Genomic DNA, 22,217 nt, shown 5'->3' with positions numbered 1-22,217 from the left:
GAAAACCTCCCGTGCACACCACAATGAAGTTTCAAAACGACACCGTCCCACCCTCAATCGTAAATTCCATCGCTCCGGCAGATAGCGTCCGGAAAGACAGCCCAGGCACCCATGAGGACATGGCCTGTGTTGTTGTTTTATCTATGGGATGCAATGTAATGAAACAAATGCCTGAATCTAATGAAGAAAGTCTCCGGTTACTGAATGATTACCAGAAATCTTCTCCCGCTCTCCAGGAGAGCCTCTCGAAGAGGGGATTCATAGCAGCGAATGGTGAGCTGGACGAACCCTATGCCTGCAAAAACTGGAAGGCACTGTGGGAGATATTTCCCGCCGAAAAATTTAAGGACCTTCCTGAAGGAGCAAGATTCACGAAAAAGGCCGAAGACCTTCTCAACTCCACAGAAGTGTTCCTGCAGGATGTGATGGCATCTGTGGAAAAAAGCCTGGCCAGAACGGATGAACTCACAGGAATGCAGCCAGCCACAGCGGAAGCGGAAGCGAAAGAAGAAGCGGCTGTTGATGTGCAGACCCTCCGTCTGCTGCTGGATGAGGAGACCCGTGAAAGCGTCGTTGCCACTGCGAATGAATTTATCCGGGAGGGGGGACGAAACCGAGAACACCTTGATGATTTGGGATCGGAACTGAAAGCCGCAGTGGAAAGTCTGGATGACGCACAGAACTCAAAGCTGGCCAACCCGGAAGATCGCAGTGTGCTGGCGGCGGCCGTTAAGGTGATGAAGGACAGTATGGAGGCTATTAACAAGCCTGAAACTGCAGAACGTCTGTCAGCGGAAGAAAAACAGGTACGCCTTGACGCCTGCGAGGCGCTGATAGACCTGTCTGCGGCATTGGAAGGCGCGGTTGACATACTGAAGAGCATCAGGGCAGCAGCCACGGGGAGTGATGTTCTTGGACTGCCGGAGAAACTGAGCAACGCCCGGCGTAAAATAAAAGATGCGCTTAAGATCGTGAAGAAGAGAAGAAATGAATCTATTGAAAGTACTTATCCGGATAAATCCGGCAGGGTAAAAGCTGCACTTCTGAAAGTATCCATCCCCGGCAGCAAAAAAGATCCGGTGACCGATGTCCTGAACAACCTGAAAGCACATGAGCAAAATCTTGAAAAAGGTGTTTACCGGGAGCGGATTTATATCCGGGAGGCGACGCAAACGCTGTCAAAGGCTGTCGATACCCTACCGAAAGGGAAGGTCAGGGATGCTGTCAGCCAGTTGCAGACATTTTGCGAATTCCTGGCGCCCCACCTGAAGGCACTGGCATCAGGGGAAACGCCAACCATAGCCGGCGCGAAGGAGCTCAAAGAGGCCGCTACTGCGGCGGTTGCTATGTACAGAACGCTTATGAGTGCCGGCAACACTGATGAGCCGAAAACGCAGCGTGACGTGTTTAATGAGGCGGTGGATAAACTCATACATGCACATAAAAGTATCAAGTCGCAGGAGCTTAAACAGCCGCTCAGGGATACCGGACTGGCATTCAGCCTGGTACGCGAGAATATCCGGAGCGTGCAGTCTGTTGATATCAAGACAGATACACTGACGCAGCTGAAAGAGATGTCGGTGGCGCTTCGTAGTGCGGGTGCCGAAGCGGTACATAAGGTGGCGGGGGTTACTGAAAAGATGGGTTCGCCCGGAGCAGAGAGAAAAAAACTGACGGACCTGCTTGAGGTAAAAAGTGACCCGCTGCTTACGTCACTGCACTGGTTTGTGCTCAAGGGCAAGGCACTGGCTGGGAATGCCAAAGCTGCCGATAAAGTGGCTGATATGCAGGTGCATAAAAAAGGCTTTGATTCCCTGAGCAATGTGAGCGACATGCGCACTAAAAGTGTTGAAGCCATATCATTAGCCCGGACTGAGCTGAAAGAAGCCTTTTCGTTCGTTGAACACCGCTGGCAGGAAACCCAAAAAACACTGCACGCGCTGCAGACGACCAGTCAGAATGAATTCACCCTGGCGAAAGCTCAACTGAACGCTATGGAAAAAGATGACCCCCGCAAACTCCCTGCGCGACCTGAAGACATAAGTCAGCAGCGAAAAAAAGTGAATATTCTCAGGAAATTCCTTTCAGATATTCAACAGTGTCATGGCGGATTTAAAAAGGCCGTGAATGAAGCCCGTAAGGCGGCAGGAAGCGCAGAGACCCTGGCATTTTCGCAGGACCGGTTAACAAAAAGCGAAGTGGGGTTGCCTGCCTCAGAGGCTCTGCTACAGGCTGAGGGGGCGATGCGGAAAGCGGTAACAGCACTTCGGGAGGTCACTCACCGGGAGCCTGAGGTTTACGGCCCACAGCAGAGGTTGTCGATATATCTTGCACTGGTGCTGGCAGAGCAGGTGGACGAAATAAAGGGGTTAAGTCCGGCGGAAAAACACGCTTTGGTAGAGGCGCAGGCGGAGAAGCTTGCCGGAGAGATTGATTCACCCGGATTTGACAGGAAAGCATTTGCTGCACTGATTAAAGAATATTACCGGCAAAAATGTGACGGCACGTTAAAACTTCCCCGCGCGTACAGGGAAGTTCTGGCAGAGCCGGGTCTGAAGTGGGCAAATCTGATGACAGACAAAGGCGCAGCCAGGCTGGGGAGTTCACTCGTCCGTCTGACATTCCGCAAACTGATTTCACAGAGTGTCAACATCTTTGTGCCGGGAGGTTTCGTGGGCAGTGCATGGGGGCGTGTCCGTGGAGTTGTGTCAGCAGGTTTAATCCTTAAGGCAGGGAATGAACGTGTTGATTCTCTGAGAAAAGGGCTCCTGCCTCGCCGTGGCCTGCCTTCCGGAACCCTTTCCCAGGCCAAAAAGGACACCTGGAAATTTGCGGCGGCATTGACCGTCGATGCGGCAATGCCGCAGGTCCTCAGGGATACCAAAAACGGACTGGCGATGCTGAGTGACATCCGAAAGAACGGCTTCGCTCATACGATGGAGCAGGCAAATAATCATTTCGTGGCGAATAACCTCATCAGTTCCGGAATCACGCTGGCTGCTGCCGGGGGAAGAGAAGGTGTCGGGGCGGCTGCAGAATTTATCACTGATACCATGGAGAGTGCGTCACTGCGCAATCAGGTGTTCCCTTACCGGGGGCAGGGAGACCGCGTGGAACAGGCCGTCGGAGAGATAGCTGATATTGCCAGACGTGGGCGGACAGGTCCTGAGGGTATGCGGAAAGACGAAGTTGCGATGATTGACCGCGCCCTGGACGATGCACTGAAAGATCTTGCACAGGAAAAAGCCAGGTTAAACGGCACCCTGACAAAAGCAGAGCGTGATTTTATAAAAGAAAGAGGATTGACGCCGAAGGACCTGATAGCGGCATGTGATGCCCAGTCTGAGAGGCTGCGCTCTTACCAGACAGGCGGTGAGAACGCCAACCAGCTGGTTATTCTCGGGAAGAGTAAGCCCGGGCAGTCTGAGTTTGATGCCTGCGTCAGGGAGGGCGACAGCCGTATTTTTATCCGGGAAGGAGCTGCTGGTAAAGACTTGCTGCGCCACGAGGTGACCCATCTGTGGGGGAAAGGAGAGAGGGAGACCCGCAACATTACGGCGACGCTGATGGGATTGCGGACGGGTGACCACCGCATGGCAGGGAAGCTTGACATTAACCTTGATGCGAACGATGAAAATAATACTGATGGGCTACACTTTGCATTTGGAGGCGATTCTCTGTTCAGTTCCAGAAAAACGGCAAACATATCCTCACGACCTGATGACACCAGTAATGATAACCTGGATGAGATACCTCGAGAAACGCGCCTCACCAGAATTATGCAGAATCGAGCTCTTGAAAAATCTCTGAATAGTAATGTCCGGATTGACGTAAAACAACCGTTATCAAAATTCACTAACGATGTACTGGAGGAAGCATATTCCTCAAATGGTATCTCAAATCCAGACAGTCGAATTAAAAACGATAGAATAAAAGTGGAAGTTGATAATTCCTGGGACCTTTTTGGTTTGTTTAAGTCACAAGTTTTTAAGAAGAAAATGGAGGAAGGGTTTACTCCCGCTGAAATTGCTAATGGGACAGCACGGAAGTTTATTGAGGAAAACAATACTCTATTAAGAAAGGTTGCTGGCACAGGATTTCAAATTACATGGCCAGCGGACTACCCTGATAGTTTGAAACATCAATTAAATGGTGGTTTTTTACTAAGTTATATGGAGGATCGATACGAGAAAGCCCTGGATAGTCATACGAATGAAATTCGTGATCATTTAAAACAAAATGCAAAGGCGAGTATCGAGTTTTATAATATTACCCACCAAAATAACAGCCCTGTGGGAATGGTTACTGAGGCCGATCTCAATGATGTAACACAGGTGATTTTTTGTGGAAAAGTTGTACCGAATCTTTTCTTCCACAAGGGCTATATATTTAGTACAAATCCAGGGTTTGAACCTGTGAGTTATTCTAAACTGCAAAGGGAACAAAATATATCTCAAGAATTAAGAACGGCTATTAACGAAGGTCTTTCGAAAAAAGACAATGTTTCCCTGAGAAATGTTGGTAATTTTAGAACAATACGACATGAGGTTCCTCCGTATGATAAGGAATTCGCAATTAAACCTGGTGTGAGGGGAAAAATAGACTATATTCTTACGCCAACCCTTATTGGTAACAAGAAGAGCGATTTTGATTTCGCCACCTGGAGTAGCTTTGAAGCCAATGTTACATATGGAGCGAATGCATTACAATTGTTTCTTTCTGCATATCCTGTGTGGGGGCCTGCAATGAAAATAACGCCAGTTGTTAATTATGGTATTAGTTTATTAAATAGCGTACCTTCATTACTTAAGGCCTCAGTTGAAGATGACCCTCAAAAACTAGGTGGGCACATTCGGGATGCATTAATTAGTTGGGTGGTGAATATGGGTGCTGGAGCACTTGCAAAAGCAAACATGGATAAGTTGAGTGATCTTGCAGGCAATGCGGCCCAGGAATTTATAAGAAATCCACAAAACAAAGCTGAGATACTAGCATCATTCTTTAAAAGCACGGCTTCAGTTTTAACAAATAGTGGAAGGCAAGGGTGGAAAAGTGCCGCGGAATTTTGGAACTCATTAACTCCGGGTGGGAAAATGTTTTTTGGCAGATTAACAGGGAATAGTGCGAAAGTTGTTTATGATAAACTGGATAAACTTTTCACAAACACTGAGCCAACAGTTATATCGCCAACAGTTGATTCTGTTGAAGACAAAATAGCAAAATTACCCAGGGGTGGGTTCGGATCTTACGGTGAGATGGAAGACAGATTAAATCTCACTTTTTCCCAATATATGGTTAAGTGGGGTGGGGGATTACATTACAATGACCCGGTACCACCAGACATTGCAGATTATATTCGGGCCCACTAAATTGGGTGTCTGGAGTGACCCCGTTTCCAAAGGCAGTCTCTGTCCTCATGGTGAGGCCTTCTCGAAGGCCTCGGACTGACGCCTCCCAGATGGCTGCCGCTCCCGACACTCTGCCAACAGTTTTGCACAAACACATTCCGTTACCATTCATAAACGCATGATAACAATTAGCGCTAATCGTTATCATTTTCCTGCGATTTTGTGATCCATGTTAAATTTTATCACCCTATAATGATTGAGGTATTAAAAGATCTTTAGCACAGATGGCAGGGATTACCCGGCCTCGGTGACTATTGAGTCATAACAACATAATCATAATTGGCAGGAAATTTATGTTTGAGCAATCAGGTGGTGTCTCGCGCAGGCATTTGTTGCAAGGCATGGGGGTACTGGCTGCGGCCGCGGTTATCCCGGTGTTTCCCTCTTATGCAAGCGCTTCCCCGGATGATGATTTCACTAAAATCTCCACGCTTCTGACTGGAAAAGCACAACTCCCAGAAAATTTCACCCGGGTTCTCCTCTCCTCCTTCTCCCGGATCGACAGTAACTTCAGCAGTAAAGTCAGCAAACTTCAGCAGTGGATTGAACAACAGTCCCTGAGTGCCAGCGAGATCAGCAGCAAGCTGGCAGCGGACCCTTCTGTTGCCGATTTGGCGCATCTGCCCGCCGACATTCTCACGGGCTGGTATCTGGGTATCGTTGGTAAAGGCGATCAGGCCGTCTGCGTGGCCTATGTCGAAGCCTTCTCGAATCAGGTTGTTGCCGACGTGCTCAGGCCACCGACCTACGCCTATGGCGCATATGGCAGCTGGGCTGCAAAACCACCGTTAACCATCGGTTAAATCCATCTACTGAGAATAAGTAACTGACATGTCTGAAACTATTACTACTGATGTTGTTGTCATCGGTTCCGGTGTGGTGGGCGCATTAACCGCTCGTAAGCTGGCGCTGGCCGGACGCAAAGTGTTGATGCTGGAAGCGGGTCCGCGTATTCAGCGCGATACCATCGTCAGCAATTTTCGCCACTCGGCACGTAAAGACGATTTTATTGCCCCCTATCCCAACTCAAAAATCGCCCCTTTTCCGGATTACAAACCGGAAGATAACGGTTACCTCGACCAGACCGGTCCGCAGGCCTACAAACCTGAATATCTGCGCGTGGTGGGCGGCACCAGCTGGCACTGGGCAGCACAGGCCTGGCGTCTGGTGCCCGCCGATTTCCGCCTGAAGACCCAGTACGGGGTAGGGCGTGACTGGCCGATCAGCTATGACGACCTGGAACCTTATTATTATGAGGCCGAGCTGTTATGGGGCGTTTCCGGTCCGGACGAAATGGCAAAATATTCGCCGCGCAAACAGCCTTTTCCGATGCCAGGGGTAAAAAAATCCTACCTGGAACAACGCGTCACGGATCGTCTGGCACCAAAGTATGAAGTGCTGACCAACACCACCGGACGCAATTCGCTGCCTTATGATGGACGTCCTCAGTGCTGCGGCAATAACAACTGCATGCCTATCTGCCCGATTGATGCGCAGTATCATGGTGGCATCGCCGCCGATGCCGCAGAAAAAGCTGGCGTTCAGCTGCTGCCCCAGGCGGTGGTGTATAAGCTGGAACAAAATGATCATGGCAAAATAACCGCCGTCCATTATTACGACTGGAATAAGCAATCGCATCGGGTGGAAGCCGAAATCGTGGTGCTGGCCGCCAACGCGATCGAATCATCCAAAATTCTGTTCCTCTCCGCCGATGCGAAAAACCCGCATGGTCTGTGCAATAACTATGACCAGGTGGGGCGCAATCTGATGGATCATCCTTCCAACTCAGCAACTTTTTATGTTGATGAGCCACTGTGGCCGGGTCGTGGCCCGATGAGCCCGTCTTCTATTCAGCAGCTGCGTGACGGGGCTTTCCGTTCTGAATCCGCCGCGTTCCGTATCGATATTTCCAACTCATCGCGGGTGGCTGGTGTCACTGCTGGCGCGATCAAAGAAGGTCTTACCGGGCAGGCGCTGGATGATGCTATCCGTTTCCGTGCTTCTCACGAGCTGAGTATTAAAAACGTTCTGGAGCAGTTACCTGATCCGAATAACCGCACCATGCTGAGCACCTCGAAAAAAGATGCACTGGGTCTGCCAACGCCGTCTTTCTCCTACTCATTTGACAGCTACGTAGAGAAAGGCATGCAGCATTCTTTAGCCGTGTATGCCGATATCGCCAGGATGCTGGGTGCCACCGATGTGCGTTACTCCACGCCGGGGGTTTACAGCAATAACCAGCATATTACCGGTACGCTGGCGATGGGTTTTGATGAAAAAACCTCAGTGACTGACCATCACGGTAAAGCCTGGGAATACGACAATTTATACATCGTATCGACCGGCGTGATGCCAACGGTCGCGACCGCCAACTCCACCCTGACAGCATGCGCGCTTGGCTTACGTACCGCCGACGCCATTCTGGGCAAAATTTAAGGAGAGCCACCATGAAAAAATCGCTTTCTTTAAGCCTGACCGGACTGGCTCTGGCACTGTCACTCAGCGCATCGGCTCACGCCGATGATGATTCCTCAGCCGCGTTAATCGCCAAAGGCCAGTACCTGGCGACTGCCGGTGACTGTGGCGCCTGCCATACCGCCCCTGCGGGTAAACCCTTCGCCGGTGGATTGTCATTACAGACCCCGCTGGGCAGCATTTACAGCACCAACATCACCCCTTCTAAAACCGCCGGTATTGGCGATTACAGCCTGAGTGATTTTGAAAAGGCGGTGCGACACGGTGTACGTAAGGACGGGTCTAATCTCTACCCGGCCATGCCGTACACCTCGTATGCAAAGATTACCGACGAGGATATGAAGGCGCTGTACGCGTACTTTATGCATGGCGTGCAACCGGTTGATGACAAAGGACCGCAGACTGACCTGCCATTCCCGTTCAATATCCGTCTGTCGATGGCGGGCTGGAATCTGCTGTTTGCCGACAGCAAACCGTTCACGCCGGATAGCAGTAAATCTGCTGAATGGAATCGCGGGGCTTATCTGGTAGAAGGGCTGGCTCACTGTTCAACCTGCCACACCCCACGTAATGTGCTGATGGCTGAGCAGTCAGATAAGTCGCTGGCGGGTGCCTCACTGGGGACATGGTTTGCACCGAATATCACCTCTGATGTGCATGCGGGGATTGGCGGCTGGTCTGACAAAGCGCTGATTTCTTATCTCTCCACCGGTAACTCCGGTGAAGGTTCGCAGGCGGGTGGTCCGATGCTGGAGGCGATTAACAAGAGCTTCAGTCATTTGTCATCGGCGGATCTCAGCGCTATCGCGACGTATTTGCGCGATGTTCCGGCCCAGCAAATCAATCCTACCTCTGACAAATCGCAGCTTCCTCCGGCAAAACCGATGAGTGAATTTGATCTGATGTCAGGTAATGCGTCAGAAGGGGCCATGCTGTACAACAACCATTGTGCCACCTGTCACCAGCTGTCAGGGGAAGGGCGTAACGGTTTGCCTGCGCTTTATGGCAACGCGGTGTTCCGCCGTCCGGTGGCGGACAACGCCGTGATGGCGGTGCTGGATGGTCTGGTGCCGGACAAGGGCCAGGCAATGCCTGCCTTCTCTCGTCAGATGGATGACAAGCAGGTTGCGACGCTGGTGAACTACCTGTTCCAGAACTTTGGCGATGCTAAGGTCCAGACGACTGCGGAACGGGTGAAGGAACTGCGTGCGGGTGGCAAACCGTCATCGCTGCTGGCCGTGGCCAAAGGCGGCATGATAGCTGGTGGCGTAATTGTGTTGCTGGCCTTGTTGCTGCTGATGCGCAGAAAACAACGCAAATAATCGTATTGCTCTGACCGTCCTGCCTGGTGTGGTTTGCCAGGCAGGACGGACTCATCTTCCTGATCTGCACAATCATTCCGTTTATCAATGTATTGCTATTAATTAATTTAACTAATATCAGTTTGCTGTTTATGCATCTTATCGAATGAATACATTCCTGCCAGGATTAACCTGAAGACATGCTGAACGCCTGAGGAAGCTTCAACCTCCCGGCTTTGGCAACCAGTTAATCCGAATGGCGGGAGAAAGAGATGACAGACAATATTAAAGATAAAGTGATTGTGATAACCGGTGCTTCCAGCGGTATGGGGGAGGCAGCAGCACGTCACCTTGCCGACAAAGGAGCACGCATCGTACTTGCTGCACGTCGCTCCGACCGTATTGATGCGCTGGCAAAAGATATCTCTGCCAAAGGCGGAAAGGCGATTGCCGTGGCAACTGATGTCACGCGTGCTGATGATGTGCAAAAGCTGGTTGATACAGCGATCAGCACGTGGGGAAGCATTGATGTGTTGATCAACAACGCCGGCGTGATGCCACTTTCCTCGCTCGATCAGGCGAAGGTCAGCGAGTGGGACATGATGATCGACGTTAACCTCAGGGGTGTGCTGCACGGTATCGCGGCGGCTCTGCCAATTATGAAAGCGCAGCAATCGGGTCACATTATCAATACCGCATCGGTTGCAGGTCACCTGGTTTTCCCGACATCTGCGGTGTATTCAGCGACGAAATTTGCGGTACGCGCCGTTACTGAGGGGCTGCGTAAAGAAGCCAGCGCCTACAACGTGCGTGCCACCATTATTTCGCCCGGTGCAGTGTCAACCGAACTGCTTGATCATATCAGTGACAAAGATGTTCAGGCCGCCAATCAGGATTATGTTGGTAAGGTCGGCATCCCGCCGGACTCCTACGCACGTATGGTGGCTTTCGCCATCAGTCAACCGGAAGACGTTGGCGTCAACGAAATTATTTTCCGGCCGACAGCGCAGGAACTTTGATTATTTCCGGGCAGGCTTTCCAGCCTGCCTTTTCATGATATTAACTGGCGTTTATATAATGATTCAACGCAGAGTATATATATTACTTACTGCACTGGCCTTCAGTCATTACTCACATGCGGAAATAAACGTGCCACAGGATTATCTGAATGAAGTCGCGCCAGCACTGGAAAAATATTCACAGAATATTTTACAGCAGGATGTCTGGAAAAGGCCGGAACTCAATCTGCGGGACCGCAGTCTGATAACGCTGGCGGCAATGATTGCCAGAGATCAGCATACCGAATTAAAAAAATATATGGAACTGGCGCTGAATAACGGCGTTAAACCTTCTGAAATTTCGGAAATGATCACCCAGCTTGCCTTTTACGCCGGTCGGGAAAATGCGCTGAATGCAGCGAAAGTGGCATGGGAAATTTTCCATGAGCGCCATGTGAATATGAAAGAGATGCCAGCGGCAGAACCTGTGCTTGCTCCTGTTGATGAACGCAGTGAGGCTCACCGGCTGGATGCGGTACAGCATCTGTTCGGTAATACCGGTCGACCATTGGCCCGTTACACAACGGATGTGCTTTTCAGAAATCTGTGGCTGCGGCCCGGTCTCACCCCCAGGGATCGCAGCCTGGTGACCGTCAGTGCGCTTATCGCGAATGGTAAATCGGCAGAAATGCCACTTCACCTTCAGCGCGCGATGGATAACGGACTGAGCCAGGCGCAGGCTGAAGAGATGATTGCACAACTGGCGTTTTATATTGGCTGGCCGAACGCGTTTTCCGCACAGTCTGTTGCGACCGCCGTTTTTAACAACCGGGGTCATTAAAAATATTTTTGTCGTCTATACCACTCAGAAAAATCAGGGTAACCCATTAAATGAATAAATTAAAAATATGCACCCGTGCTGTATGTGCTGTTGCGATATCACTGGTATTTTCAGGCGTTGCGTTCGCAGCATCGGATACTCATTATAATGCCGAGACTTCAGGCCCCTTAATTCTTAAAAGTCGCGGAAGCTTTATTATTGGTGGAGAGTCGAAAAAGGCGACTGCGGCGCAGCTCTCCAGTATTTTCGGTACGCCTCCGGCTTCAGGTGGAAATATTACCGTCAACCAGATGTATGTAGAGTATATGGTGCCGGAAAAACAGACCGGCGTGCCAGTGGTGATGCTGCACGGAGCCACCCTGAGCGGCATGACTTACGACACCACTCCCGACGGCAGGATGGGATGGTATGAGTATTTTGTTCGTCGCGGCTACCCAACCTATGTTCCCGATCAGGTGTCCCGTGGGCGTTCGGGGAGTGACTTTTCAGTTTACAACGACGTCCGCGCAGGGGCGGTCTCGCCAGATAAGCTGCCGAATGTGTTCCGTATTTCCGATCAACTGGGCTGGACCATGTTTCGTTTCGGACCGTCGTACGGCCAGGCGTTCCACAATGAACAGTTCCCGGTTCAATCCGCAGCGGAATTCTCCCGTCAGGCGATTCCTGATCTGAATGCGGTGATGCCAACGCCGAACCCAAACTTTAAAACCATGTCCGAGCTGGCACAAAAGCTAAACGGTGCTGTCCTGATGGGGCATTCAGAAAGCGGATCGGTACCTCTTGATGCGGCAATGGTCAGCATGAAAGGGATTAAAGGCCTGATCATGGTTGAGCCAGGCGGTTGCCGTGCGGACACCTGGACCGAAGCCCAGCTCAAAACGCTGGCTACCGTTCCCGTATTGGCAGTGTTTGGCGATCACCTGGATGCCAACACCGGGACGAAAGGATTCTCCTGGGAAGACGCCTATAAAGACTGCGATAAATTCATCGGACGGCTGCAAAAAGCCGGGGGAAATGCACAGATGCTGCATCTTCCTGACCATCAGGTATATGGCAACAGTCATATGATGATGATGGACAGGAATAACCTTCAGGTTGCTGACATGTTGATTAACTGGATCCAGATGAACGTGAAGAACTGACGCCCGGCGTAACCGGAGTTTAGATCCCGTTACGCCAGTGTTCCCTGAGCGCGTTCAGAACCAGGGTAAAAGCCGGTGCAGGATGTCGGCGATGCGGATAATAAAGATGGTAACCGGGTAGCATCGGGCACCATTCATCCAGCACCTGAATTAGCCTTCCCTGCCGGATATCATCCGCTACGGTGTCTTCCGGCAGGCAGGTAAGCCCACATCCGGCACGCACGGCGTTCAGACGCAGTTCAAGGCTGTTGAAGGTCAGCTGTCCCTCAACCCTGACTTTGAGTTCTTCCCCATTCTTTGCAAATTCCCACGGGAACAGGCCGCCATAGGTGGGCAGGCGCAGATTGATGCAGTTGTGATGCGTTAAATCATGGGGTGTCAGGGGGAGGGGATAACGGGAAAAATAATCGGGAGAGGCAACGACCACAATGCGGATATCGGGGCTGATGCGCACCGCGATCATATCCTTTGCCACCTGCTCGCCAAGACGGACACCCGCGTCAAAGCCGTCGGCCACAATATCAGCCAGGGCATCATCAACGGATATCTCAACGTTTACGTCAGGATTATCCCGCAGCATCTGACGCAGTGCCGGTTCGATAACGGCAACAGCAGGATGGCCAGCCGCGGCAATGCGGACTGTGCCGGTCGGTTTGTCACGCATGCCGCGCAGTGAATTGAGTACGCCGGTGATTTCGTCGAGTCGCGGTGCCAGATTACTGAGCAGGTACTCACCGGCTTCAGTGGGAGAAACACTGCGTGTGGTGCGGGTCAGCAATCGTAGCTCAAGGCGGGCTTCCAGGTTGCGGATGGTCTGGCTCAGCGCGGATTGCGAAATCCCCATTTTAGCGGCGGCCCGCGTAAAGCTTTTCTCGCTGGCGACCAAAGCAAAAGCGGCAAGTTCGTTGAAGTTTTCCATGATTATGAAGTCACACTAATAACTGTATTCGAATAATCACATTTAAATAATCAATTTGAAAGCTTTAAAATGGACCGACGTTGTATCGCAGATGAACTGGTAATAATACTGCCCGCCTGCTTAAACCCACACGAAAAACACCCTCCTGAACAGCTGATTCGTATTCCAGCTCGGGACGGCAGCGTCATGCCGAAATAACGCCTAAACCCATAATATAGATTGAGATGCTATGCAAAATACTGAAGCGATAAACCCGCACACCGGCCACTGGCCAGCCGTGTGGTCTCTTTTTGTCGGTGTGACCGGATTGATCACCGGTGAATTTCTTCCTGTCAGCCTGCTGACACCCATTGCTCACGACCTGTCAATAACCGCCGGGACAGCCGGGCAATCTGTCACGGCAAGTGGTGTGATGGCGGTGATAACCAGTCTTTTGCTGGCGCCTATGAGCCGCAACACCGACAGACGTTATCTTTTGCTGTCCTTCACCCTGAGCCTGATTGTGTCGAACCTTATTGTGGCGTCCGCGACTAACAGTTTTATGTTGTTTGCTGGGCGCTGCCTGCTAGGATTTGCCGTCGGAGGGTTCTGGACCATGTCCTCTGCGGTGGCCATCAGGCTGGTGTCTGAAAAAGATGTGCCGAAAGCGCTGAGCATTATATTTGCTGGCGTATCGCTGGCGACCATACTGGCTGTGCCGCTGGCAAGTTATCTGGGCCATCTGGCAGGATGGCGCGCGGTCTTTGTCGGTGGCGCGTTGATTGGTGTGGCCGGTTTTCTGTTCCAGTTTTTCTCACTGCCTTCTTTGCCCGCTAACGGCACGGTAAAATTTACGCAGATGTTTGGTCTGCTGCGCAGAAAATGGGTCACGCTTGGCCTGTTGGCGTCCATCATCTGCTTCAGCGGTCACTTTGCCTTTTTCACTTACGTACGGCCTTTCCTTGAACGCGGTCTTGCGCTCAGCCCGGATGCGTTATCCTGGGTTTTACTGGGGTTTGGTCTCAGCAGCTGCGTCGGGACAACGCTTGCCGGCAGGATTCTTTCCGGTCATTTTTTCCGGGCGATGGTGATCATTCCGCTGGTTATCTCAGTCACGGCCCTGGCGCTGTTGCTGCTGCCAGTCACGCCGGTGACAGATATTGCGCTCGTTATTTTCTGGGGACTGGTATATGGCGTGTTGCCAGTTGGCTGGTCTACCTGGATCACCAGAACAATGCCAGAGGACGCGGAGAGTGCAGGGGGATTACTGGTGGCGGCGATCCAGTTTGCCATTACCGCTGGCGCGGCCATCGGTGGCGTGATGTTTGATCATCTGGGTTTTACCGGGATTTTCCTGACCGCTGCGGTGCTGTTCTTCCTGGCATCTTTTACTTCCCGCGCGAGTTTTCGTCTGCACCACTGATGTACAGGCAGGGGGGCGCTCCCCCTGCAAGCTGCTAAATAAGGATTTTACTGCTTCACCCACAACAGTTGATCAACCCGGAAGCCGAGCTTGCGTGCGGTGTCAACGTAATCCTGTTTCACAGCATCCGGGATGGAGGGGGTTCTGGAGAGGATCCACAGATAATCACGGTTGGGGCCGCTTACCAGCGCGTACTGGTAATTATCATCCAGCCTGATCACGTTATAACCGCCATAGAAGGGGCCAAAGAATGAAACCTTCAGTGCGGCGGTGGCCGGATCACCGATAAAGTAAGCTTTACCCTCACTTTCATGCCATTTTTGCGTCTGTGGATCGTAACCCCGGTTGAGAACGCTAATTCCGTCATCACTGCGCTTGCCATAGGTGGCAGTCACGCGCTCAAGTCCGCGTTCGAAACGGTTTTCGAGACGGGCTATCTCGTACCATTTCCCCAGATAACGACTGGCGTCAAACCCGGTCACAGGCGTCACCCCTTTTGGCGGTGTGGGCGATTTGCAGGCAACCAGGCTCAATGCGATAGCAACACCGGTCACAACATGCCATAGCTTCATCAGAACTCCTTTCATTAGCACGGTTGGAATTACAGTGTAGTGTAAAAAACCGGCACTGAATTACTGTGGTTTGTGGTTGCACAGGCGCTTTATGTCTGGCCTGCCTGTCATTTCGCCATAGTTTTAGTGTGTTATCTTATCGTCACTGTGGTAACCCAACGTTATCTGAGTACCTCTATTCGCAGGAAGTTATTGCGCTAAAAAGGAGTATGCCCGGGGCAGTCAATTTATTATTTTGCTAATTATTTAGTTTATTTTATGGTTGCCTTATTTTTGGTGGTGAATCTTATTTCTGACTCTATATATATTCTCTTTCTGGCCTTGATCTTTTCATAAAACCATCCAACGATGATATGGAGGCGCAACTGCTGTGCACTTCTTCCTTATGCTATGAAAATTTTAACAGAAGAGAAAATGTTCTATTCAATTGTCATTTCATCTGGGTCAGACTACCGAGGTAAACTATGTTTATTCCTGAAGAAGATAAAATTGCGGTTTTTATGACAACGTTACGGGTTCGGAAGTCGTTTGATATTGGCAATCGACTTGATCCCTATATTATTGTCATTGCTACCGATAAAAATAATGGCGTTATTCGTATGAGCGCCAATCATTTCGCTTTTCCTGGCTCACAGGTCTACCAGCAGATCATAAATCCTGATAATGCTCTGCTTCTTTATGGACCTGAAAACCCAGGGGAGTTCCTGACATTAAGTATTATGCTGATGGATGCTGATACTGATATTCAGAATGCGGGTAAGAAGCTAGAAGAAGTCATCAACTCAACTGCAACCACGGCCGATGTTATAGCAAAATTAACCGCTAATCCGACAGTTACGGTCGCCACAATGCTTGCTGAACAGGTTCTGCGTGGTGTCGCTGAAATTATGCGGAAGAATGAAGATGATCCCATTATGTTTGTACATGACAGCTGGCTGCAGGGTCTGACGCCTCCATATGGTATTAACCAATATAAATTACATGCTAGTGATGCAGCTGAAATTAGTCTGCGTGTTTCTCCCGTTTCTAAAAAGCCACAACTAAACTGGTTGGAAATTGCTAATGTTGCAGTGTGATAATCTATACCATTAAACGGAGTCATATCTAATCACCTATTCTTTTGTATGGTCAACAGGCAGTACACATATTATTCCATCGCAATATGTCTGGGGGTTTTATGAAAGTTCCTGATCTCTCTGAAGTGATTAATGCAATGAATAAAAATAATTATATTGTCTATGATACACCGAATAGAAAATGGAATGTTAATATTGTAGGGATAAGATCATCTGATAACTATTCGAAGTATTTCGATGACTTATTGTTTGTTTTTTATAGGGATGGTAGCGAATGGATATATCATTATTTTAGCATAACAACAGATCCAAGTCCGGAGTATTTAATTCAACCCTTGGCCGAGGTTTATGAAGAAGGTACGGGAATTTTAAAAGAGGGGCAGTATGTCAGGGCGTATGAAATTAATTTGCATAGAAATTCTTATGAAGCACTATGCCAGAACTTAGGTAATGTTACAGTTTATCGAGATAATAACTACGATGATAAAATGGATATCATTGAGGGTACTGAAGATACAGGGATTTTTAAAATAAACATTCATAAAGGTCCTAAGTTTGGAAATGATAAAACGAAAAACTCGAATTTTTCTGCAGGATGTCAGGTTTTTTCAAATGAACAGGATTTTAACGACTTTTTAGATATTTGTAAGAATGCAAGGGAGGAGTTTGGGAATATATTCACTTATACATTATTGAAGGAAAGTGATTTAGGCTAGTATTTTAACAAATGAATCACAAGCTGTGCGATATTATTTTTCAATAAAAAACACAAAACCGACACCTATCGTAGTTTGATAGGTGGACGATTGAAAAGATGTCCACCTCTATAGAATTGATAAACTCTAGCCAGATTACCATTGTTAGACAATAAAACACTGGCAGCCTTTTCTACAACGACCTCCAATACTCGTGGATATTACTCATATCAAGGTGTTGTTCAGCAACTCAATCAGTTAAAAAACTCACATAACTCATCAATGAAAACTCGATAACGGGTTTCGCTGGCGCGGGAAGGTTCATACAGCAGATGCATCGCCCGCTCGGGAATTTTATAGTCAACCAGGATGGTAACGAGTTGCCCCTGCTTAATTGGCTGTTCAAGCCCCTTTTCATAACCAATCAGCACACCCGTCCCCTGGATTGCCGCTTCCAGAATGGCACCCCAGTCGTTAATGGTCAGGCGGGCGTTGATTGTCACACCAGTGAGTCCCTCCGTGCTGAGGAATGGCCATTGATGAGTGAGTCCCGCAGGCCAGGGGGAAAAGCCCAGACATTCGTGATGGTGCAGATCGGAGGGATGCTGTGGCCAGCCATGTTTTGCCAGGTATTGAGGCGCGGCACAGGCAATCAGCCGCCAGGCGGGTAACGGTTTTGCCGCAAAGCGAAGGTTTTTATCCAGATCGCCGATACGAATGACCATATCAAAACTCTCAGCTGCCGGATTGATAACGTCATCGGACAGCGTAAGTTCAATGCTCATTTGCGGATAACGCTGGAGAAACTGGCTGAGAAAATTCACCAAAGCATAGCGCCCGAATGTCACCGGAGCGTTGAGCCGCAATGTGCCCGAAGGGACGGCGGTGGTGCCGCTGGCTTCATTCTCAGCGTCATCAATCGCCTTCAGGATAGCCTCGCATCGCCTGAAATACTGGCAACCCGCAGGCGTCAGGCTTTGCCTGCGTGTCGTCCGGTTCAGCAGGCGGGTCGCCAGCTGCTGTTCCAGCGCGGCGATATGGCGTGCCACCATCTGTGGCGACATGCTGAGTTTGTCTGCGGCGGCGACGAAAGACCCTGTTTGCACCGCAGCGACAAAGGTGCGCATACCCGTAAGTTTATCAAGCATTAACAACCCCTGGTTGTTTCAGAACGCAATGCAGGTCTGTTTTAAATACTGTCAGTGCTCATTATGCTGCTTTTTTTCCTAATCGACAGTTCGGAGATAATGATGGGTATCTATGTGGTAAGAATGGACCATCCGGATGGCACGGAGTGGAATGCCTTTGTACGTGAACATGTGGTTTACCTGAAGGCATTGATCAATCAGGGAAAACTGCTGGCTTCCGGACCCCTGAAGAACACCCCGTTACGGGCGGGTTTTCTGATTTTCCAGGCAGAGACGCTGGATGAGGTGCAGTCGATGGTTAATGCAGACCCGTTTGCGCGTGAAGATCTTATCGCGCATCTGGATATTCAGGAGTGGGATCCGCTGTTCGGCGAGCTGAGCAGGTTCTCCAGCCGTACCACGGTCAGCGAACTACAGGATTTGGTTGACTGAAGAAGGTAAGGAGAGACCTTACTGTGCAGGCAGCAGGCACATCTTTGCCTGCAACAGCGGGGTCAGCCAGTCGGTGAATAAGCGTAAAGGGCGGGAAAGATGTCGCCGATGTGGGTACAGAATGTTGACAGGTAGCGAACCCGGTCGGAAATCGGTCATAACCTGGCGCAGTGCCCCCGTTGCCAGCAGGTCACTGACGTCATACTCGGGGATCTGAATGATACCCAGACCCGCAACGCAGGCGGCAATATAGGCTTCAGCGCTGTTCACGGTGAGCTGGCTGTTAACGTCGGCATTGAGGATCTCTCCTTCCTGCACCCATTCCCAGCGTTCCCGGCGACCGGTGGTGGGTGAGGCATACCCTACAGCTGCATAGTGGTTGAGTTCACCAGGTGAGGTCAACTCACCACAACCCGCAATATATGCCTCAGACGCGACGTTAATAATGCTCAGATAGCCTATGCAACGCGATACCATGCCGGAGTCATTCAGCCTGCCGACGCGAACCGCACAATCTATGCCTTCTTCAGCAAGATTTACGCTTCTGTCGGTGACGCCAAGCTCGATCTGGATACCTGGGTGGCGAGTAAAAAAATCCTTCAGGGCGGGAATAATAATGCGGCTGCCAACCCGTCCCGGCACATCGACGCGGATTTTCCCGGTCACTTCTTTGCTGGTTGGTTTGAAAAGATTCTCCGTTTCTTCCATATCCTGAACCACCACCTGACAACGTGCGTAGAAAGCATGGCCGTCATGCGTCAGCGAGACGGTGCGCGTGGTGCGGTGGAACAGACGCGTACCCAGCCGGGATTCCAGCTCACGGATCGCCGCCGAGATGGTGGATGCGGGGCGATTCAGCGTTTCCGCTGCCCGAATAAAGCTGCCGTTTTCCGCCACCCGGAGAAATATCTTAAACAGATCAACTGTATCCATAGATCCTGATTGTTCGTGAGTTGTGCATAGTGCATGCAGATTATCAGTGTTTATCTATTTTTCATTCACATTAAGCTGTTGATTACGGGATTTGCCCGCAAAACCACTGCATCAGGAGCTGAATCATGAGTGACCATGCCATCAGAGGAAAAACTGTCCTTATCGCCGGAGGGGCGAAAAATCTCGGGGGATTGATTGCCCGTGACTTTGCCCGGCAGGGTGCCCGCGCTGTTGCTATTCACTACAACAGTGCCGCTTCACAACAGGACGCCGAAGCCACGGTGAACGCCATTCAGGCCTCCGGGGCAGAGGCCTGCGCCTTTCAGGCGGATCTGACCTCAGCCGCTGCGATGGAGAAACTGTTCGCCGATGTTGTGGCTGCGGTGGGGCGGCCTGACATTGCAATCAACACGGTGGGTAAAGTGCTGAAGAAGCCGATGGCGGACATCACGGAAGAAGAGTTTGATGATATGAGTGCGGTTAACGCGAAGACCGCGTTCTTCTTTCTGAAAGAAGCCGGTAAGCATGTCAATGATAACGGAAAAATCTGTAGCCTGGTGACATCGCTGCTGGGAGCTTACACGCCGTTTTATGCTGCTTATGCGGGTATGAAGGCACCGGTCGAGCACTTTACGCGTGCTGCCTCGAAAGAACTGGGTGAACGTGGTATCTCGGTCACCGCGATCGGCCCCGGCCCGATGGATACGCCGTTCTTTTATCCGGCAGAAGGTGCGGAGGCAGTGGCATACCACAAAACTGCCGCTGCGCTGTCCCCCTTCAGCAAAACCGGCCTGACAGATATTGAAGATATCGTGCCATGGGTGCGTTTTCTGGTCAGCGATGGCTGGTGGATGACCGGGCAGACCATCCTGGTCAACGGCGGATATACGACGAAATAAGCGCCAGAAGGGCCTGTTAAATTAACGAGGCCCTGATTTGATGGCGTTATAAAGATAATTATTACCTATGGTAAATGTTAACATTGGTTATCATTATTCAGTGCTTTGTGACAGGTTTATGACAGTTCTCTAACTCAAATACTAAATTGAGATTTTTTCATATTAAATTCAATTCATTGATTATTAATGGATTAATGCTAAATTCCCGGCCTTTCCCTCTTTTCTATATGACGCTTTTTTGACAGCTCTGTCATAAAACTTTCATAAATTTTCTATATGGTGTTCACACAAATCGTTGTGCTTTTGCTGCTTTAGCGATCTATAGGAAATTTTCACTAATGAGCGATTACGTTACGCCCCAGGCTTTGAGTGTTACCGCAACTCCGTTATCCACCTCCGAAGAAGTCAATCAGGGAAACAGTAAAAAACCGTTATTTCTTTTTGGCGCTTTCATCATTGCTGGTCTTATTTTCACCGGAACACAATTCCTGGGCGATATTCAGCAAACCGGGCTGACATTCAGCAGCTATCTGCCCATCGTTCTTTTAGGTATTGCGCTGCTGGCCGCGCTGGGCTTTGAATTCGTCAATGGCTTTCACGACACCGCCAACGCGGTCGCCACCGTCATTTATACCCGCTCGTTATCGCCCACTGTTGCAGTGGTGTGGTCCGGCATCTTTAACTTTCTCGGTGTCCTGTGCTCAACCGGGGCGGTAGCCTTCGGCATCATTTCTCTTTTGCCGGTGGAATTAATTATTCAGAGCGGCAGCAGCGAAAGTTTTGTCATGATTTACGCGCTGTTGTTCTCCGCCATCATCTGGAATCTGGCGACATGGTGGCTCGGGTTGCCCGCGTCCTCTTCCCATACATTGATTGGCTCGATTATTGGTGTCGGTATTGCCAATGCGGTGATGCATGGCCGTAGCGCAATGAGCGGAGTGAACTGGGGCCAGGCGTTAAATATCGGTAACGCGCTTATCCTTTCGCCGATCGTAGGCTTCGTCTGTGCGGCACTGCTGCTGGTGCTGATGAAGCGGTTGGTGAAAAAACCAGAGCTGTATCAGACGGCGAAAGAGAAGGGCGCTCCGCCGTTATGGATCCGTGGTCTGATGGTGCTGACCTGTACTGGTGTCTCTTTTGCCCATGGTTCGAATGACGGGCAAAAGGGGATGGGGCTAATGATGCTGATTCTGGTCGCTGCGCTGCCGGTGACCTATTCCCTTAATCGTGCCCTGCCGCATTCTGAAGTCCCGCATATTATTGCGCTGGCGGAAAGCAGCAAAACTCAGCTGTTACAGCAAACGTCGGTTGTCCTCTCTGCGCCTGCGGCGGATGTGCTGACCACCTATCTGCGCACGGGCGAAAGCAATGCCACGGTACTAGCCGCGCTGGCGCAGACCACGGGACGAATTGGGGACACTCTGAGCCACTATGGTTCGTTGCAAACCATCCCTGCTGATCAGATGCCTGCTGTGCGCGATGATATGTATCTTGCCGCGCAGACCATCAAACATCTGACAACCGATAAGACGCTGACCTTACCGGCCACCACGCACCAGACGCTCCATGCACTGGAAAAAGCGCTGAATGCGTCGACGCAATTTATCCCGACCTGGGTCAAAGTGGCCGTGGCGCTGGCGCTTGGACTGGGCACCATGGTGGGCTGGCGTCGCATTGTCGCTACCCTGGGAGAGAAAATTGGTAAAAGCCACCTTAACTACGCGCAGGGCGTCAGTGCTCAACTGGTCGCAATGGGCACCATCGGGGCGGCTGATGCCTTCGGTTTGCCGGTGTCCACCACGCATGTGCTCTCCTCAGGCATTGCAGGCACCATGGCGGCTAACAAAAGTGGCCTGCAGCTGGGGACGATTCGCAACATGGTGCTGGCCTGGGTATTAACGCTGCCTGCTGCTGCACTGCTCTCCGCTGCTCTCTACTGGATGATGGTCTCACTGTAACGCTCGCTTCGACAGGGA

General features: G+C 50.6%; 17 protein-coding genes. 13 read left to right on the top strand and 4 right to left on the bottom strand.

Features of this window, described 5'->3' with window-relative positions:
• Nucleotides 1–119: 119 nt before the first annotated feature.
• The 7 genes from HA50_RS23645 to HA50_RS23615 all read left to right on the top strand — a co-directional run bounded on the left by HA50_RS23645 (nucleotide 120) and on the right by HA50_RS23615 (nucleotide 12,165).
• Entirely contained in the window at nucleotides 120–5,369 is a 5,250-nt protein-coding gene (locus HA50_RS23645; protein WP_139811017.1) for a hypothetical protein, read from the top strand.
• 332 nt (nucleotides 5,370–5,701) lie between these two features.
• A complete protein-coding gene (locus HA50_RS23640) occupies nucleotides 5,702–6,211 on the top strand; it encodes a sugar dehydrogenase complex small subunit (RefSeq protein WP_084879254.1) in 510 nt (169 codons plus the stop codon).
• A gap of 28 nt (nucleotides 6,212–6,239) precedes the next feature.
• Nucleotides 6,240–7,844, top strand: a complete 1,605-nt coding sequence (locus tag HA50_RS23635) for a GMC family oxidoreductase (RefSeq protein ID WP_084879253.1) — start codon at nucleotides 6,240–6,242, stop codon at nucleotides 7,842–7,844.
• An 11-nt stretch (nucleotides 7,845–7,855) separates the two neighbouring features.
• Nucleotides 7,856–9,205: a c-type cytochrome gene (locus tag HA50_RS23630; protein WP_084879252.1), complete on the top strand. Its 1,350-nt coding sequence runs from the start codon at nucleotides 7,856–7,858 to the stop codon at nucleotides 9,203–9,205.
• Nucleotides 9,206–9,456: 251 nt separating this feature from the next.
• Nucleotides 9,457–10,203 carry an SDR family oxidoreductase gene (locus HA50_RS23625; protein ID WP_084879251.1) on the top strand — a complete coding sequence of 249 codons (747 nt, stop codon included), beginning with the start codon at nucleotides 9,457–9,459 and terminating at the stop codon, nucleotides 10,201–10,203.
• 130 nt (nucleotides 10,204–10,333) lie between these two features.
• Nucleotides 10,334–11,023 carry a carboxymuconolactone decarboxylase family protein gene (locus tag HA50_RS23620; protein ID WP_084879250.1) on the top strand — a complete coding sequence of 230 codons (690 nt, stop codon included), beginning with the start codon at nucleotides 10,334–10,336 and terminating at the stop codon, nucleotides 11,021–11,023.
• 50 nt (nucleotides 11,024–11,073) lie between these two features.
• Nucleotides 11,074–12,165 (top strand): alpha/beta hydrolase family protein, encoded by a 1,092-nt coding sequence (locus HA50_RS23615; RefSeq protein ID WP_084879249.1) that lies wholly within the window; start codon nucleotides 11,074–11,076, stop codon nucleotides 12,163–12,165.
• 19 nt (nucleotides 12,166–12,184) lie between these two features.
• Here the strand turns inward: HA50_RS23615 and HA50_RS23610 are convergent, their stop codons facing one another.
• Nucleotides 12,185–13,090: a LysR family transcriptional regulator gene (locus tag HA50_RS23610; RefSeq protein WP_139811015.1), complete on the bottom strand. Its 906-nt coding sequence runs from the start codon at nucleotides 13,088–13,090 to the stop codon at nucleotides 12,185–12,187.
• Between the two features lie 223 nt (nucleotides 13,091–13,313).
• On the opposite strand from HA50_RS23610, the gene HA50_RS23605 reads away from it, so the two are divergent.
• Nucleotides 13,314–14,486, top strand: a complete 1,173-nt coding sequence (locus HA50_RS23605; protein ID WP_084879247.1) for an MFS transporter — start codon at nucleotides 13,314–13,316, stop codon at nucleotides 14,484–14,486.
• Between the two features lie 47 nt (nucleotides 14,487–14,533).
• Here HA50_RS23605 and blc read toward each other — a convergent pair whose 3' ends face one another.
• A complete protein-coding gene (gene blc / locus HA50_RS23600; RefSeq protein ID WP_084879246.1) occupies nucleotides 14,534–15,058 on the bottom strand; it encodes an outer membrane lipoprotein Blc in 525 nt (174 codons plus the stop codon).
• 464 nt (nucleotides 15,059–15,522) lie between these two features.
• On the opposite strand from blc, the gene HA50_RS23595 reads away from it, so the two are divergent.
• Nucleotides 15,523–16,134 carry a hypothetical protein gene (locus HA50_RS23595; protein ID WP_084879245.1) on the top strand — a complete coding sequence of 204 codons (612 nt, stop codon included), beginning with the start codon at nucleotides 15,523–15,525 and terminating at the stop codon, nucleotides 16,132–16,134.
• Between the two features lie 101 nt (nucleotides 16,135–16,235).
• Nucleotides 16,236–16,850, top strand: a complete 615-nt coding sequence (locus HA50_RS23590) for a hypothetical protein (protein ID WP_084879244.1) — start codon at nucleotides 16,236–16,238, stop codon at nucleotides 16,848–16,850.
• Between the two features lie 233 nt (nucleotides 16,851–17,083).
• On the opposite strand, the gene HA50_RS23585 is transcribed toward HA50_RS23590, so the two are convergent.
• On the bottom strand, nucleotides 17,084–17,977 hold the full coding sequence (locus tag HA50_RS23585) for a LysR family transcriptional regulator (RefSeq protein ID WP_084879243.1): 894 nt from the start codon (nucleotides 17,975–17,977) through the stop codon (nucleotides 17,084–17,086).
• Nucleotides 17,978–18,076: 99 nt separating this feature from the next.
• Between HA50_RS23585 and HA50_RS23580 the strand changes: the two genes are divergently transcribed.
• Nucleotides 18,077–18,409, top strand: a complete 333-nt coding sequence (locus HA50_RS23580; RefSeq protein WP_244193658.1) for a YciI family protein — start codon at nucleotides 18,077–18,079, stop codon at nucleotides 18,407–18,409.
• 18 nt (nucleotides 18,410–18,427) lie between these two features.
• Here HA50_RS23580 and HA50_RS23575 read toward each other — a convergent pair whose 3' ends face one another.
• Complete coding sequence (locus tag HA50_RS23575; RefSeq protein ID WP_084879241.1) at nucleotides 18,428–19,342, bottom strand: LysR family transcriptional regulator; 915 nt, start codon at nucleotides 19,340–19,342, stop codon at nucleotides 18,428–18,430.
• Nucleotides 19,343–19,467: 125 nt separating this feature from the next.
• Between HA50_RS23575 and HA50_RS23570 the strand changes: the two genes are divergently transcribed.
• Nucleotides 19,468–20,241, top strand: a complete 774-nt coding sequence (locus tag HA50_RS23570) for an SDR family oxidoreductase (RefSeq protein WP_084879240.1) — start codon at nucleotides 19,468–19,470, stop codon at nucleotides 20,239–20,241.
• A 338-nt stretch (nucleotides 20,242–20,579) separates the two neighbouring features.
• Nucleotides 20,580–22,199: an inorganic phosphate transporter gene (locus HA50_RS23565; RefSeq protein WP_084879239.1), complete on the top strand. Its 1,620-nt coding sequence runs from the start codon at nucleotides 20,580–20,582 to the stop codon at nucleotides 22,197–22,199.
• The last annotated feature ends 18 nt before the right edge of the window (nucleotides 22,200–22,217 follow it).

The organism is Pantoea cypripedii (assembly GCF_002095535.1).
Taxonomy (GTDB): domain Bacteria; phylum Pseudomonadota; class Gammaproteobacteria; order Enterobacterales; family Enterobacteriaceae; genus Pantoea; species Pantoea cypripedii.
The sequence above is the reverse complement of the archived record's forward strand: the minus strand, read 5'-3'. Positions and strand labels throughout refer to the sequence as shown.